14 protein-coding genes and 1 tRNA gene are annotated in these 11962 nt (G+C 69.3%); 8 read left to right on the top strand and 7 right to left on the bottom strand.

The features are described from left to right. Positions 1-2: 2 nt before the first annotated feature. The 3 genes from gshB to rsmI all read right to left on the bottom strand — a co-directional run bounded on the left by gshB (position 3) and on the right by rsmI (position 2202). Entirely contained in the window at positions 3-959 is a 957-nt protein-coding gene (gene gshB / locus ACQ450_RS07645) for a glutathione synthase (RefSeq protein ID WP_431471121.1), read from the bottom strand. 62 nt (positions 960-1021) lie between these two features. Further along, on the bottom strand, positions 1022-1375 hold the full coding sequence (locus ACQ450_RS07640; RefSeq protein ID WP_431471120.1) for a YraN family protein: 354 nt from the start codon (positions 1373-1375) through the stop codon (positions 1022-1024). Next, positions 1372-2202, bottom strand: a complete 831-nt coding sequence (gene rsmI / locus ACQ450_RS07635) for a 16S rRNA (cytidine(1402)-2'-O)-methyltransferase (protein ID WP_431471119.1) — start codon at positions 2200-2202, stop codon at positions 1372-1374. The genes ACQ450_RS07640 and rsmI overlap by 4 nt, the downstream gene beginning before the upstream one ends. An 11-nt stretch (positions 2203-2213) precedes the next feature. Here rsmI and ACQ450_RS07630 point away from each other — a divergent pair, with 11 nt between their 5' ends. Then, positions 2214-3419, top strand: a complete 1206-nt coding sequence (locus ACQ450_RS07630; RefSeq protein WP_431471118.1) for a penicillin-binding protein activator — start codon at positions 2214-2216, stop codon at positions 3417-3419. A 248-nt stretch (positions 3420-3667) separates the two neighbouring features. Here ACQ450_RS07630 and hemW read toward each other — a convergent pair whose 3' ends face one another. Together hemW and ACQ450_RS07620 are read right to left on the bottom strand one after the other, a co-directional pair. After that, on the bottom strand, positions 3668-4825 hold the full coding sequence (hemW, locus tag ACQ450_RS07625) for a radical SAM family heme chaperone HemW (RefSeq protein ID WP_431471117.1): 1158 nt from the start codon (positions 4823-4825) through the stop codon (positions 3668-3670). 19 nt (positions 4826-4844) lie between these two features. Next, positions 4845-4918, bottom strand: a tRNA-Gly gene (locus tag ACQ450_RS07620). Positions 4919-5020: 102 nt separating this feature from the next. On the opposite strand from ACQ450_RS07620, the gene hisS reads away from it, so the two are divergent. Genes hisS through ACQ450_RS07590 form a run of 6 tightly spaced genes read left to right on the top strand, consistent with a single transcriptional unit; the run spans position 5021 to position 9545 of the window. Further along, positions 5021-6367 carry a histidine--tRNA ligase gene (gene hisS / locus ACQ450_RS07615; protein WP_431471116.1) on the top strand — a complete coding sequence of 449 codons (1347 nt, stop codon included), beginning with the start codon at positions 5021-5023 and terminating at the stop codon, positions 6365-6367. Next, positions 6364-7440, top strand: coding sequence for a peptide chain release factor 1 (gene prfA, locus ACQ450_RS07610; protein WP_431471115.1), 1077 nt, complete (start codon positions 6364-6366; stop codon positions 7438-7440). Before hisS ends, prfA begins: the two co-directional genes overlap by 4 nt. Next, positions 7437-7748 carry a hypothetical protein gene (locus ACQ450_RS07605; protein ID WP_431471114.1) on the top strand — a complete coding sequence of 104 codons (312 nt, stop codon included), beginning with the start codon at positions 7437-7439 and terminating at the stop codon, positions 7746-7748. The genes prfA and ACQ450_RS07605 overlap by 4 nt, the downstream gene beginning before the upstream one ends. After that, positions 7745-8560, top strand: coding sequence for a peptide chain release factor N(5)-glutamine methyltransferase (gene prmC, locus ACQ450_RS07600; protein ID WP_431471113.1), 816 nt, complete (start codon positions 7745-7747; stop codon positions 8558-8560). Before ACQ450_RS07605 ends, prmC begins: the two co-directional genes overlap by 4 nt. Further along, positions 8557-8775: a hypothetical protein gene (locus ACQ450_RS07595; RefSeq protein ID WP_431471112.1), complete on the top strand. Its 219-nt coding sequence runs from the start codon at positions 8557-8559 to the stop codon at positions 8773-8775. Before prmC ends, ACQ450_RS07595 begins: the two co-directional genes overlap by 4 nt. A 41-nt stretch (positions 8776-8816) precedes the next feature. Further along, entirely contained in the window at positions 8817-9545 is a 729-nt protein-coding gene (locus tag ACQ450_RS07590; RefSeq protein ID WP_431471111.1) for a DUF4167 domain-containing protein, read from the top strand. Between the two features lie 66 nt (positions 9546-9611). On the opposite strand, the gene ACQ450_RS07585 is transcribed toward ACQ450_RS07590, so the two are convergent. Continuing rightward, the gene (locus ACQ450_RS07585) at positions 9612-9911 is read right to left on the bottom strand and encodes a hypothetical protein (RefSeq protein WP_188056036.1); all 300 of its coding nucleotides are present in this window, start codon (positions 9909-9911) and stop codon (positions 9612-9614) included. A gap of 66 nt (positions 9912-9977) precedes the next feature. On the opposite strand from ACQ450_RS07585, the gene ACQ450_RS07580 reads away from it, so the two are divergent. Next, on the top strand, positions 9978-10406 hold the full coding sequence (locus tag ACQ450_RS07580; RefSeq protein ID WP_188056035.1) for a CBS domain-containing protein: 429 nt from the start codon (positions 9978-9980) through the stop codon (positions 10404-10406). A 3-nt stretch (positions 10407-10409) separates the two neighbouring features. On the opposite strand, the gene ACQ450_RS07575 is transcribed toward ACQ450_RS07580, so the two are convergent. After that, positions 10410-11777: an oligosaccharide flippase family protein gene (locus ACQ450_RS07575; RefSeq protein WP_431471183.1), complete on the bottom strand. Its 1368-nt coding sequence runs from the start codon at positions 11775-11777 to the stop codon at positions 10410-10412. Between the last annotated feature and the right edge of the window lie 185 nt (positions 11778-11962).

Below are 11962 nucleotides of genomic sequence, written 5' to 3'. Positions count from 1 at the left end.
GCTCAACGCCGCCCGGCGACCTTTCGTTCGATCGCTTCCCAGATCATCGCTGCGGTGTCGGTCCCGTTGAACCGGTCGATCGCGACGATCCCGGTCGGCGAAGTGACGTTGATCTCGGTCAGCCACTCGCCGCCGATCACGTCGATCCCGACGAACAGCAGCCCGCGCCGGCGCAGCTCGGGAGCGAGCGCGTCGCAGATCTCGCGTTCGCGGGCGGTAAGCTCGGTCTTCGCCGCCTTGCCGCCGACCGCCAGATTCGAGCGGATCTCGCCTTCGCCCGGGATGCGGTTGACCGCGCCGGCGACGGCGCCGTCGACCAGCACGATCCGCTTGTCGCCCTTGGCGACGCCGGGCAGGAACGCCTGCACCATGTGCGGCTCGCGATAGGCGGTGTTGAACACTTCGATCAGCGAGGAGAGATTCGCGCCGTCGGGCCCGATCTTGAAGATCGCCTTGCCGCCGTTGCCGTGGAGCGGCTTGACGACGATCTCGCCATGTTCGGCGAGGAACGCACGCGCCTCCTCGAGACTGCGCGTGACGAGCGTCGGCGGCATGAACCGCGCGTAATCGAGCACGAAGATCTTTTCGGGCGCGTTGCGGACATGGAAGGGATCGTTCACCACCAGCGTCCGGTCGGCGATGCGCTCGAGCAGATGGGTGGCGGTGATATAGCCGAGATCGAACGGCGGATCCTGGCGCATGAGCACGACGTCGGCTTCGTCGCCGAGATCGAGCTTCACCCGTTCGCCCCGCGCGAAATGATCCCCCTCCACGCGCTGCACCGTCACCGGATGCGCGTCGGTCCAGACCTGGCCGTTCGAATAATTCAGTGCTTCGGGCGCATAGTGGAACAGCCGGTGGCCGCGCTCCTGCGCCGCGAGCATCAGCGCGAAGCTGGAATCTCCGGCGATGTTGATCGATTCGAGCGGGTCCATCTGGACCGCGACGGTGAGTTGCATCGATTCTTCCTCTTGCCCCGCCGGAGTGGCCGAACGGCAGATAGGATCGGGAGCGCGGTTCGTCATCCGATCCAGGCATTTTCGATGTGGCGCGGCAGCTGGCCGGGGGCGACCAGCACCACGTCGATCCGCACATCCTCTCCCGCGGTGGCGTAGCGCGGCATCAGGATTTCCGCCGCCGCCGCCACCCGGGCGAGGCGCCGTTCGTCGATCGCATGGTCGAGCTCGGCGCCGGTCGCACGGGCTTTCACTTCGACGAAGGCGATCAGATTGCCCTTGCGCGCGACCAGATCGACTTCGCCGGACCGGGTGCGGACGCGGCGATCGAGAATCCGCCAGCCCTTGAGCCACAGATACCAGGCCGCGCGGCGTTCGCCGTCGCGGCCCCGCGCCTCGGCAGCGCGCCGATCGCTCATTTGAGCTCGAGCGCGCGGGCGTAGAGCGTCCGGCGATCGAGGCCGAGCCGCTTCGCCACTTCGCCCGCGGCCTTCGACGCGGGAAGGCGCGTGAGCGCCTCGGCGAGCGCGGCATCGGCATCCGCGGCGCTGGCCGCGGGCGCTTCGCCGGGCGGGCCGACGACGATCACGATCTCGCCCTTGGGCGGCGCATCGGCATAGCGCGCGGCCAGTTCGGACAGGCTGCCGGTGACGCATTCCTCGAACTTCTTGGTGATTTCGCGCGCCACCGCCGCCTCGCGATCGCCCAGACCCTGGGCAAGCGCGGCGAGCGCGGCGACGAGACGCGGGCCCGATTCGTAGAAGACGAGAGTCGCGCGCACCGAGGCGACTTCGGCGATCGCCTCGGCGCGCGCCTGCTGCTTTGCGGGAAGGAAGCCGAGGAAGAAGAAACGGTCGGTCGGCAGCCCGGCGAGCGTGAGCGCCGCGACTCCGGCACAGGGGCCGGGGATGGTGACGACGAGATGGCCGGCGGCGCGGGCGTCGCGGACGAGCTTGTAGCCGGGATCGGAGATGAGCGGCGTGCCTGCGTCCGACACGAGCGCGACTGCCTCGCTCGCCATTCGGGCGATCAGGCCGGGTCGAACCGATTCGGCATTATGATCGTGATAGGGGGTCATCGGGCGCTTCGTGCCGATGTGGCGGAGCAGCCCGGCGGTCACGCGGCTGTCTTCCACCGCGACTAGATCGGCATTCCGAAGTATCTCCGCGGCGCGCGGAGACAGGTCGCCGAGATTGCCGATCGGCGTGGCGACGATATAGAGACCAGGCGCAAGTACGGCGTTCATCGGAGAGAGTCATGGCAGAAGCCGCATTGAAGCCGCAACGGGGAGTTCTGGGCGCGTTGCGCTGGACGGCGCTGGGATTCGCCGCGTTGGTGGCGGGTTGCGCCTCCGGGCCGCGCGTGATTCCCGAGGGGCCACCGCCGACGATCGAGCGCCCCGTCGAGCGACCGGCGCCGCCGCCGGTGCAGCCGGGACTGCCGCAGGACGAGGAACGTCACCGCGTGGCGCTGCTGGTGCCGCTTTCCGGGACGAACGCCGGTGTCGGCCAGTCGATCGCCAATGCGACCATGCTCGCGCTGCTCGACACTAACAGCGATCGAGTGCGAATCACCAGCTACGACACCGCGACCGGGGCCGCCGAAGCCGCCCGCCGCGCGATCGCCGACGGCAACGGCCTGATCCTGGGGCCGCTGCTTTCCGAGGACGTGCGCGAAGTGGCGCCGATCGCACGCGCCGCGGACGTGCCGGTGCTGAGCTTTTCGAACGATACCAGCGTCGCCGGCGACGGCACCTATCTGCTCGGCTATGTTCCCACCCAGTCGATCGAGCGGGTGGTGAATTACGCGCGGCAGAACGGCGTGACGCAATATGCCGGGCTGATCCCCGGCGGCCTCTATGGCGAGCGCGCCTCGACTGCGTTCGTTCGGGCAGTGGAGGACGCGGGCGGCGAAGTGACCGCCATGGAAACCTATGACTCGCGCCCCGGATCGATCACGTCGGCCGTCACTCGGCTGGGGCGCAATCCGTTCGCCGCGGTGCTGATCGCCGGAACCGGCAACAGCGCCATCGCCGCCGCGCCGCTGATCCGGCGCACCGAAGGGGGCAGCGACGCGCGCCTGCTGGGCACCGAATTGTGGAACACCGATTCGTCGATCGGATCGAACGACGTGCTGGACGGCGCCTGGTTCGCGAGCGTGCCCGACAATTACTATCGGCAATATGCCACCAAATATCGTACCCGCTTCGGCTCGGCGCCCTACCGCCTGTCGACGCTCGGCTATGACGCGGTGCTGCTGACCGTGCGGCTGGCGCGCGACTGGCGCGTGGGCCAGGCCTTTCCCGAGCAACGGCTGCTCGACCGCACCGGTTTCGCCGGGCTGGACGGGGCGTTCCGCTTCGGCCGCGACGGAGTCGCCGAGCGGATGCTCGAAGTGCAGGAAATCCGGGATGGCCAGACCGTGACCGTATCCCCCGCGCCGGCGAATTTCGAAGGCCGCTGAGCGCCGCCTTCGCCGAAGCAACGATGATTCGGGGCGGGCCATCGGCGCGCCCCGTTTCGTGCCTGCCCCTCGCGAACCCACGCATTTCTCCCGAAGGTCACACTAAGGTCGCACCTCCGCGCGGGTGCGCGCCCGCCCGCGCGCGCCTGCGCGAGCGGCGGCAGGATAACGGAACGTATCAGGAACAGGTGATGTAGGACAGCGGATTTTCGCCCGCCGTCGAATCACGGCAACGCACCGCCGGGCCGTCAGCCGTCGACGACCGCGCGGAGGATCGCTTCGAGCACGGGCATTCCCGCATCGGTGGCGGCGAGGCGCGTGCCCGAGCGCGCGAGCAGACGCTGCGCGACGAGCCGGTTCACCGCGGCCTCGTCGATCGGAGCCGCGCCGCCCGCAAGCGCGGCGATCCGCGCGAGATCGACGCCTTCAGCCAGCCGCAGCCCCATCAGCAGCGCCTCGACCGCCCGGTCGCGGGGAGCGAGCGGCTCTTCCAATTCGATGCCGTGTCCGTTGCGGGCGAGCGCCGCCATCCAGTTTTCGGGCTTCTTGCGCCGGAAGGTCGCGAGCCCGGTGCGGCGACCGTGCGCCCCCGGGCCGACGCCTGCATAGTCACCATAGCGCCAATAAGTGAGATTGTGCCGGCTTTCGGCGCCGGGGCGCGCGTGGTTCGAAATCTCATAGGCGGGGAGCCCCGCCGAGGCAGTGATCGCGCGAGTCGCTTCGAACAGATCGGCCGCGGCATCGGGATCGGGAATGGTCAGATCGCCCCGTGCCGCGAGGGTGGCGAAGCGCGTGCCGGGTTCGATGGTGAGCTGATAGAGCGACAGATGCTCGGTGCCGAAGGCGAGCGCGCGGGCGAGCTCCGCCTCCCACGCGCCGAGCGACTGGCCGGGGCGCGCGTAGATCAGATCGAAGCTGGTCCGGGCGAACACCGACTGCGCGGTTTCGAGCGCGGCGAGCCCCTCCGCCACTCCGTGCGCTCGGCCGAGGAAAGCGAGCGCATCATCGTCGAGCGCCTGGAGCCCGAGCGAGACGCGATTGACTCCGGCGGCGGCGAGATCGGCGAAGCGCGCCGCCTCGACCGAGGAGGGATTGGCTTCGAGGGTGATCTCGATGTCCGAATCGACGCTCCAGTGATGCTGTGCCGCGGCGATCAGCGCCGCGACCGTTTCGGGCGGCATCAGCGACGGCGTGCCGCCGCCGAAGAAGATCGAGCCGAGCCGCCGACCGGGCAGCAGCGCCGCCTCATGCGCGAGATCGGCGAGCAGCGACTCGCGCCACGCGGCCTGATCCACACGCTCGCGGACATGGCTGTTGAAGTCGCAATAGGGGCATTTCGAGACGCAGAACGGCCAGTGGACGTAGAGCGCCAGCGGCTCGGGAGCGGGGGAAGGGTGCGTCGCCATGGGATGCGGAAGGCCGCGCTGGAGCGGGTAGCGGGAATCGAACCCGCGTATTCAGCTTGGAAGGCTGCTGCACTACCATTGTGCTATACCCGCCCAAGCGCGGAGACCGGGAAGTAGCGGCACGCGGCCCGCTGTTCAAGACGGCAACGCAGGTTCTGGCGCTTCGCGCGACACTCGCCTAGATGGTGCGGCTTCATGGCACGCATCGAAACACCCAACCGCATTCGCGGCACGCAGGATATTTTCGGAGACGAGCAGCGGCGCTTTGCGGCCGTGCTCGAGACGTTCGAGCGCGTGCGGCGCCTGTTCGCCTTTCAGCGAGTCGACGTCCCCGTCTTCGAGGCGACCGCCGTTTTCGCGCGCTCGCTGGGCGAGACCACCGACGTGGTTTCGAAGGAGATGTACAGCTTCGAGGACCGCGGCGGCGATTCGCTGACGCTGCGGCCCGAGTTCACGGCCGGCATCGCGCGCGCCTATCTGACCGAAGGCTGGCAGCAGCATGCGCCGATGAAGCTGGTGACGAGCGGGCCGGCGTTTCGCTACGAGCGGCCGCAGAAGGGCCGGTTCCGCCAATTCCACCAGCTCGACGCCGAGATACTGGGCGCAGGCGAGCCGACGGCGGAGATCGAGCTGCTGACCTTCGCGAGCCAACTGCTCGACGAGCTGGGCATCGGCGACGAAGTGACGCTGCAGCTCAACACGCTGGGTGACGCGGAGACGCGCGACGCATGGCGGGCGGCGCTGGTGGCGCATTTCGAGAGCCGCAAGGACGAGCTTTCGGAGGACAGCCTGGCGCGGCTGGAGAAGAATCCGCTGCGCATCCTCGATTCGAAGGATCCCCGCGACCGGCCGGCGGCGGACAGCGCGCCGGATATCGACGCGTTTCTGACCGCGGAGGCGCGCGGCTTCTTCGCGGCGGTGACGGCGGGGCTCGACGCGGCGGGAGTGGCATGGACGCGCAATCCGCGGCTGGTGCGCGGGCTCGACTATTATCGCCACACCGCATTCGAGTTCGTCACCGATCGGCTGGGCGCGCAGGGCACGGTGCTGGCCGGCGGGCGCTATGACGGGCTGATCGAACAGCTCGGTGGACCGCCGACGCCCGGTATCGGCTGGGCGGCGGGGATCGAACGGCTGGCGATGCTGGTGAGCGAACCGGCGCCCGAGCAAATCGACGCGGCGGTGGTGCCGATGGGCGAGGCGGCGGCGGTGCGCGCGCAGGAGGTGATCGCCGGGCTGCGTCGCGCCGGGGTCTCGGCCGACATGGGCTTTCGCGGCAACATGAAGAAGCGGATGGCGAAGGCCAATGCGCAGGGCGCGCGCTTTGCCGTGATCCTGGGCGACGACGAGCTGGAACGCGGCGAGGCGGCAGTGAAGGACCTCGCCTCGGGCGAGCAGATGAGCGTGCCGCTCGACCGATTGGCGGTGGTGGTTGCCGACATGGTCATCGAAGCCGAGCTGCGCGCCGAGGGCGACGACGCGAGCGAGCGGCTGATCGAGGCCGGGCTGGTGCGCCGGGGGGACGAGGCGCAGCCGCGATGATTCGCATTCCGGCCGATCGCATCGCCGCCATCGAGGCGCGGCGCGACGAATTGCAGGCGATGATGGCGACCGGCGACTTGCCGGGCGACCGCTTTGTCGAGGTTTCGAAGGAATATGCCGAGCTGGAGCCGGTCGCGCAGGCGGCGGGCGAGGTGCGGCGGCTGCGCGCCGAGGCGGAGAGCCTGAAGGCGATGACGCGCGACGGCGACGCCGAGCTGCGGGCGCTGGCTTCGGAGGAACTGCACGCGAACGACTCGCAGCTCGGCGAGGCCGAGCGCCGGCTGGCGCTGGCGCTGCTGCCGCGCGACGCCGCCGACGAGCGGCCGGCGATGCTCGAGATCCGCGCCGGGACCGGCGGCGACGAGGCGGCGCTGTTCGCGGGCGACCTGCTGCGCATGTATCAGCGCTATGCCGACAGCCGGGGATGGAAGGTCGAGCTGATCTCCGCATCGCCGTCCGAAGCGGGCGGGTTCAAGGAAGTGATCGCATCGGTCGAAGGGCGCGGGGTGTTCGCGCGGCTGAAGTTCGAAAGCGGCGTGCATCGCGTGCAGCGCGTGCCCGCGACCGAATCGGGCGGGCGCATCCATACCTCGGCGGCGACGGTGGCGGTGCTCCCCGAAGCCGAGGACGTCGACGTGCAGATCGAGGAGAAGGACCTGCGGATCGACATCTATCGCTCGTCGGGCGCGGGCGGCCAGCATGTGAACACCACCGACAGCGCGATCCGCATCACCCATCTGCCGACCGGCATCGTCGTGACGCAGCAGGACCAGCGCTCGCAGCACAAGAACCGCGAGAAGGCGATGAAGGTGCTGCGCACGCGGCTCTACGAGACCGAGCGCGAGCGCAAGGCGAACGAACGCGCGGGCGCGCGCAAGTCGATGGTCGGCTCCGGCGACCGTTCGGAGCGCATCCGCACCTATAATTTCCCGCAGGGACGCGTGACCGATCATCGCATCAACCTGACGCTGCACCGGCTGCCCGAGATATTGGAGGGCGAACTCGACGAGCTGATCGGCGCGCTGACCGCCGAGGACGAGGCCGAGCGGCTGGCGCAGCTCGACGCGGCATGATCTTCGGAAAGAAACAGAGCGACCTGGCACGCGCGCTGGTGCTGCACCTGGGCTTTGACCTGACGCCGACTCCGCAGGAGGATTTCGCGCGCGTCGAGGCCAAGCTGGGCAAGAAGCGCGCCGAGAAGGTGCGGCCGCAGCTCGATCGGGTGCTCGACCAGCTGGCGCGGTTGCAGCCGAATTGGGACCGGATGACTCTCGACGAGGCCGCGCACTGGGCGGCGGCCGAATTGCAGGAGCGCTGGCCCGAACTCGATGCGCGCGCCTATGCGGCGATCGTCTGGGCCGCGAGCTACGGGTGGAAATGACCGCGCGCGCGGCGCTTGCGGAAGCGGCGCGGCGGCTGGAGCCGGTGAGCCGGACGCCGCGGCTCGATGCCGAATTGCTGATGGCGCATGCGCTGGGCGTGGAGCGCGAGGCGCTGCTGCTCGGCCGGCTGGGCGATCCGGCACCGGCAGCGTTCGAGCCGCTGGTCGCCCGGCGGCTGGCACGCGAACCGATCGCCTATATCCTGGGCCGCCGCGCCTTCTGGACGATCGAGATCGACGTGGGCCCCGGAGCGCTGGTGCCGCGGCCCGACAGCGAGACGCTGCTCGAGGCGGCAGTGACGCATTTCGGCGAGCGGGCGCCGGCGCGCGTGCTCGACCTGGGGACCGGACCGGGGACGCTGCTGCTCGCCGCGCTCGATCAATGGCCGGGCGCGCAGGGGCTGGGCATCGACCGCTCGGACACGGCGCTCGCCTATGCGCGGCGCAACGCGGCGCGGCTGGGCATGACGGAGCGGGCGCGGTTCGCGCGCGGCGACTGGGCGGCGGGGATCGACGCGCGGTTCGATCTGGTACTCGCCAACCCGCCCTATATCGGGACGGACGAGGCGCTGGACGAGAACGTCCGGCTGCACGAGCCGCACGAGGCGCTGTTCGCCGGGGCGGACGGCCTCGACGCCTATCGCGTTCTGGTGCCGCAGATCCCGCGATTGCTGGCGGCGGGCGGAGTTGCGGCGGTCGAGATCGGCGCGGGCCAGGCCGAGGCGGTGCGCGCGCTGGCCAGGACGGCCGGGCTGTCGGCCGAGGTGCGCCTCGACCTCGGCGGGCGGCCGCGCGCCGTGATCCTGACTTGAACCGCAAGGAAAAGGTCACATATTTCCGCTTGGAGATTGGTGCGGCGCGGGCTAAGGATGGCCTCGGGGCAGGCACCTTCAACCAAGTTGTTGAAATCAGGGCGCTGGCCCAATCCATGTCATGCGAGCCGCTGCAGTCCGGTGGCCATGGCACGCGGATCGCGCGGAGCAAGGCTGCGCGCGCCGCCGGGAGTACTCGCATCCGGGATCGCTGATGCACCGACGGACCGACTATTAAAGACAGGATACCGAGACCTTGATGAACAATCGTCAGGCCGGCCGCCGGCGCGGTCGTGGCGGGCAGCGCTCGCCGAACAGCCCGAACCGGGGTGCAGACGGCAATCGCATCGACAACCGCGCCCGCGGCAATGCCGCCCAGCTTCTCGAGAAGTACAAGAATCTCGCGCGCGACGCGCAGATGCAGGGCGATCGCGTGAACTCGGAATATTATCTCCAGTTCGCCGACCATTATTTCCGCGTGCTCAACGAGAACCGCGCCCGCTTCGAGGAAAACAACCGCCGCCAGCGCGACGATTCCGACGAGGACGAGGAATATGAGGCGGAGGGCGACGGCCGCCGCCAGGACGAGCAGCGCGCCGACGAGGATCGCGGCGACCGCAACGAGCGCGGCGATCGCAGCGAGCGCGGCAATCGCGGAGACCGGAACGAGCGCGGCGACCGCGCCGAGCGTGGCGAACGCCGCAACGGCCGAGCCAACGGCCACGCCAACGGCGCCGAGCAGCGCGAGGGGCAGTCGGACGAAAGCGAGCGCAACGAAGCCGGCTCCGAAGAGGCGCCCAAGCGCCGCCGCGGCCGCCCGAAGCGCGACGCCGCCGAGGCCGAGGCGCCCGCAGGCATCGACGCCGACCGGCTGCCGCCTTCGCTGAGTGCCGAGGATGGCGAGGAGGCGCCCAAGCCGCGCCGCCGCCGCACCGCCAAGCCCAAGGCGGAAGGCGATGGCGAGAACGTAACCTCCGCCGCCTGATCGCCTGCCGATCGAACCATCAGCGCCGCTCCGGCACCCGCCGGGGCGGCGCTTTCGATTCGGGCCTCAGTCGATATCGACTTCGCCGGCAAGCGGATCCTCGACCCGCGCGTCGTGGCCCGAGCCGGAGCTGAGGAACATCAGCCCCATCAGCGCGGCGGTGAGCATCACGGTGAAGAAGACGCCGAGAATCGTGGCGATCACCGTATGGAGAGTGAGTTCGCCCAGCGACCACCATAGTGCCGCCACGGAAACCGCGGCCGCCAGCGCGGCGGCGAACGCCATCCAGCGGAGAATGCGGCGAAATCGGCCCCATGCGAAAGCGGCATACTCCGGATCGTCGAGGTTCGGTTCGCGTTCGGTCATGTTTTGCAATTGGGCCAGAAACGTGGAATCCTCAATCACCTAACCACGGATTGAGGAGCACGGGCGATGACCATCGCGGCAATCCTGGGCGGGAAGGGGCACGATGTGGTCTCGATCGCCGGTGATCGGACCGTCAGGGAAGCCGTCGCGTTGCTTGCGTCGCGGCGGATCGGCGCAGTCCCGGTGATGGACGGCGCGGGAGTCGTCGGGATCTTTTCCGAACGCGACGTGATCTATTGCCTCGAACGCGACGGCGCGGCGACGCTCGATCGCCCGGTCCGCGACGTGATGACCGCCCCGGCGATTACCGTCGCTTCGCAGGAAGACGCGCTCGACGCACTTTCGCTGATGACCCGCCGCCGCATCCGCCATCTGCCGGTGGTCGATTCGGGCCGGATGGTCGGCTTCGTCTCGATCGGCGATCTGGTGAAATACCGGATCGAGAAGATCCAGTCCGAAGCGGCGGCGATGCGCGACTATATCCAGCAGGCCTGAGCCTCAGCGGTTGCGGATCAGCGCGACCATTTCCTTCACCATCGCGCGCGCGAAAACCAGCAGCGCGGCGCAATAGGCGGCGGCGCCGGCGGCGGCGAGCAGCGCGAGATGCGCCGGCGTCGCCATCGGCGGCAGCACGGAATCGAGCAGTACGACGACCGCCGCCATCGCGAGCGCGGCGAGCACCGGCGGCGCCACCGCTTCGACCAGCGCCCGCGGCCGAACGCCGATCACCGGCAGCGTGCGCCAGGCAGTGATCGCCAGAAAGACCGGGTAGGCGACGAGCCACGCTGCGGCGAGGCCCGGCAAGCCCCAATGCAGGCCAGCGAGGAAGGCGAGCGGAAGCAGGATCGCGCCGATCATCGCGTTGCGCGCCGCCACGCCCGGCCGGCCGCAGGCGTCGCTGGCCGGCGCGAACAGCACCTGGAGCGTCATGAACGGCATCGCGAGCGCGAGCAGATGGACCACGGGAATCGCCTCGCGCCACTTTTCGCCCAGCACCGTGAGCACCAGCGGCTCGGCGGTGGCGGCGAGGCCGAGATAGAAGGGCATGCCGACGAGCATCACCAGCCGCGCCGCCGTGGTGAAGGCGCCGGCGGCGGCGCGACGATCCTCCTGCATCCGGGAATAGGCCGAGAAGGCGACTTCGTTGAGCGGCGGCACGAATTTGGCGACGAAGATCTGCGCGAGGAACAGGCTGGTCGTATAGATGCCCAGCAGGTGCGGATCGAACACCCGCCCGGCGATGAACACATCGGCCTGGCTCTGGAGGAACCAGAAGATCTGCCCGGTAGCCATGATGCCGCCGAATCGAATCATGTCGCCCGCGCCGCGGAAATCGAAGCTGGGCCACATCAGCGCGCGCGCCGCGAGCGTCATGCCCAGCGCCCGCACCCCGAACAGCACGATCGGCGCGAGCACGAGCGTCCAGACGCCCAGCCCCGCGAGCGCGCCTGCGAGCGCGGCGACCGCGCCGGCGACGGCCGAGACGAGATTCACCTGCGCCTGCTTCTTGAAGTCCATCGCGCGCGCCAGCAGCGCATAGGGAAGGGCGATGAACGGAGTCGCCAGATAGAGCAGCGCCTGCACGCGCAGCAGATCGGCGACGATCGGCTGGCGATAATAAGCGGCGGCGAGGGGAGCGAGCGCGACCTGGGCGAGCGCCAGCGCAAGGTTGAGCAGAAGCAGCAGCCCGAAGAGCTGACGCTGCGCGTGCCGCCCCGCCTCGCGCCGCTGGATGAGCGCGCTGGCCAGGCCATAGCCGTTCAGCATGTTGAGCAGGACCAGCACGACCTGAGTCATGGCGAAGAGGCCGTAATCGCTGGGCGAGAGGATTCGAATCACCAGGAACGTGGAGGCCCAGGTGATCATCTGACCGAGAATCTGGGTGCCCGAGCGCCAGACCACGGCGCTGCGGACCTGATTCCGCAGCGATTCGGGGGGGCGATTCGGCGGGGTGGCGGTGGATTCGGTCACGGGACTGTCATGCACGTGCAGTGATTACCGCCCCGTAAAGCGCAGTTTTCCGCGGGGTTCGGAAAAAAGCGACATAAAAT

Origin of the sequence: Sphingosinithalassobacter sp. LHW66-3, assembly GCF_050703275.1 — a bacterium.
Lineage (GTDB): Bacteria > Pseudomonadota > Alphaproteobacteria > Sphingomonadales > Sphingomonadaceae > Sphingomonas.
This window is presented reverse-complemented; position numbering and strand designations above follow the sequence as displayed.

Excerpts from the sequence above, each read along its gene's own strand:
- gshB (WP_431471121.1), bottom strand. The coding sequence starts at position 959 with ATGCAACTCACCGTCGCGGTCCAGATGGACCCGCTCGAATCGATCAAC.
- ACQ450_RS07630 (WP_431471118.1), top strand. The coding sequence starts at position 2,214 with ATGGCAGAAGCCGCATTGAAGCCGCAACGGGGAGTTCTGGGCGCGTTG.
- hisS (WP_431471116.1), top strand. The coding sequence starts at position 5,021 with ATGGCACGCATCGAAACACCCAACCGCATTCGCGGCACGCAGGATATT.
- hemW (WP_431471117.1), bottom strand. The coding sequence starts at position 4,825 with ATGGCGACGCACCCTTCCCCCGCTCCCGAGCCGCTGGCGCTCTACGTC.
- prmC (WP_431471113.1), top strand. The coding sequence starts at position 7,745 with ATGACCGCGCGCGCGGCGCTTGCGGAAGCGGCGCGGCGGCTGGAGCCG.
- rsmI (WP_431471119.1), bottom strand. The coding sequence starts at position 2,202 with ATGAACGCCGTACTTGCGCCTGGTCTCTATATCGTCGCCACGCCGATC.
- ACQ450_RS07580 (WP_188056035.1), top strand. The coding sequence starts at position 9,978 with ATGACCATCGCGGCAATCCTGGGCGGGAAGGGGCACGATGTGGTCTCG.
- ACQ450_RS07605 (WP_431471114.1), top strand. The coding sequence starts at position 7,437 with ATGATCTTCGGAAAGAAACAGAGCGACCTGGCACGCGCGCTGGTGCTG.
- ACQ450_RS07575 (WP_431471183.1), bottom strand. The coding sequence starts at position 11,777 with ATGATCACCTGGGCCTCCACGTTCCTGGTGATTCGAATCCTCTCGCCC.
- ACQ450_RS07640 (WP_431471120.1), bottom strand. The coding sequence starts at position 1,375 with ATGAGCGATCGGCGCGCTGCCGAGGCGCGGGGCCGCGACGGCGAACGC.
- ACQ450_RS07585 (WP_188056036.1), bottom strand. The coding sequence starts at position 9,911 with ATGACCGAACGCGAACCGAACCTCGACGATCCGGAGTATGCCGCTTTC.
- prfA (WP_431471115.1), top strand. The coding sequence starts at position 6,364 with ATGATTCGCATTCCGGCCGATCGCATCGCCGCCATCGAGGCGCGGCGC.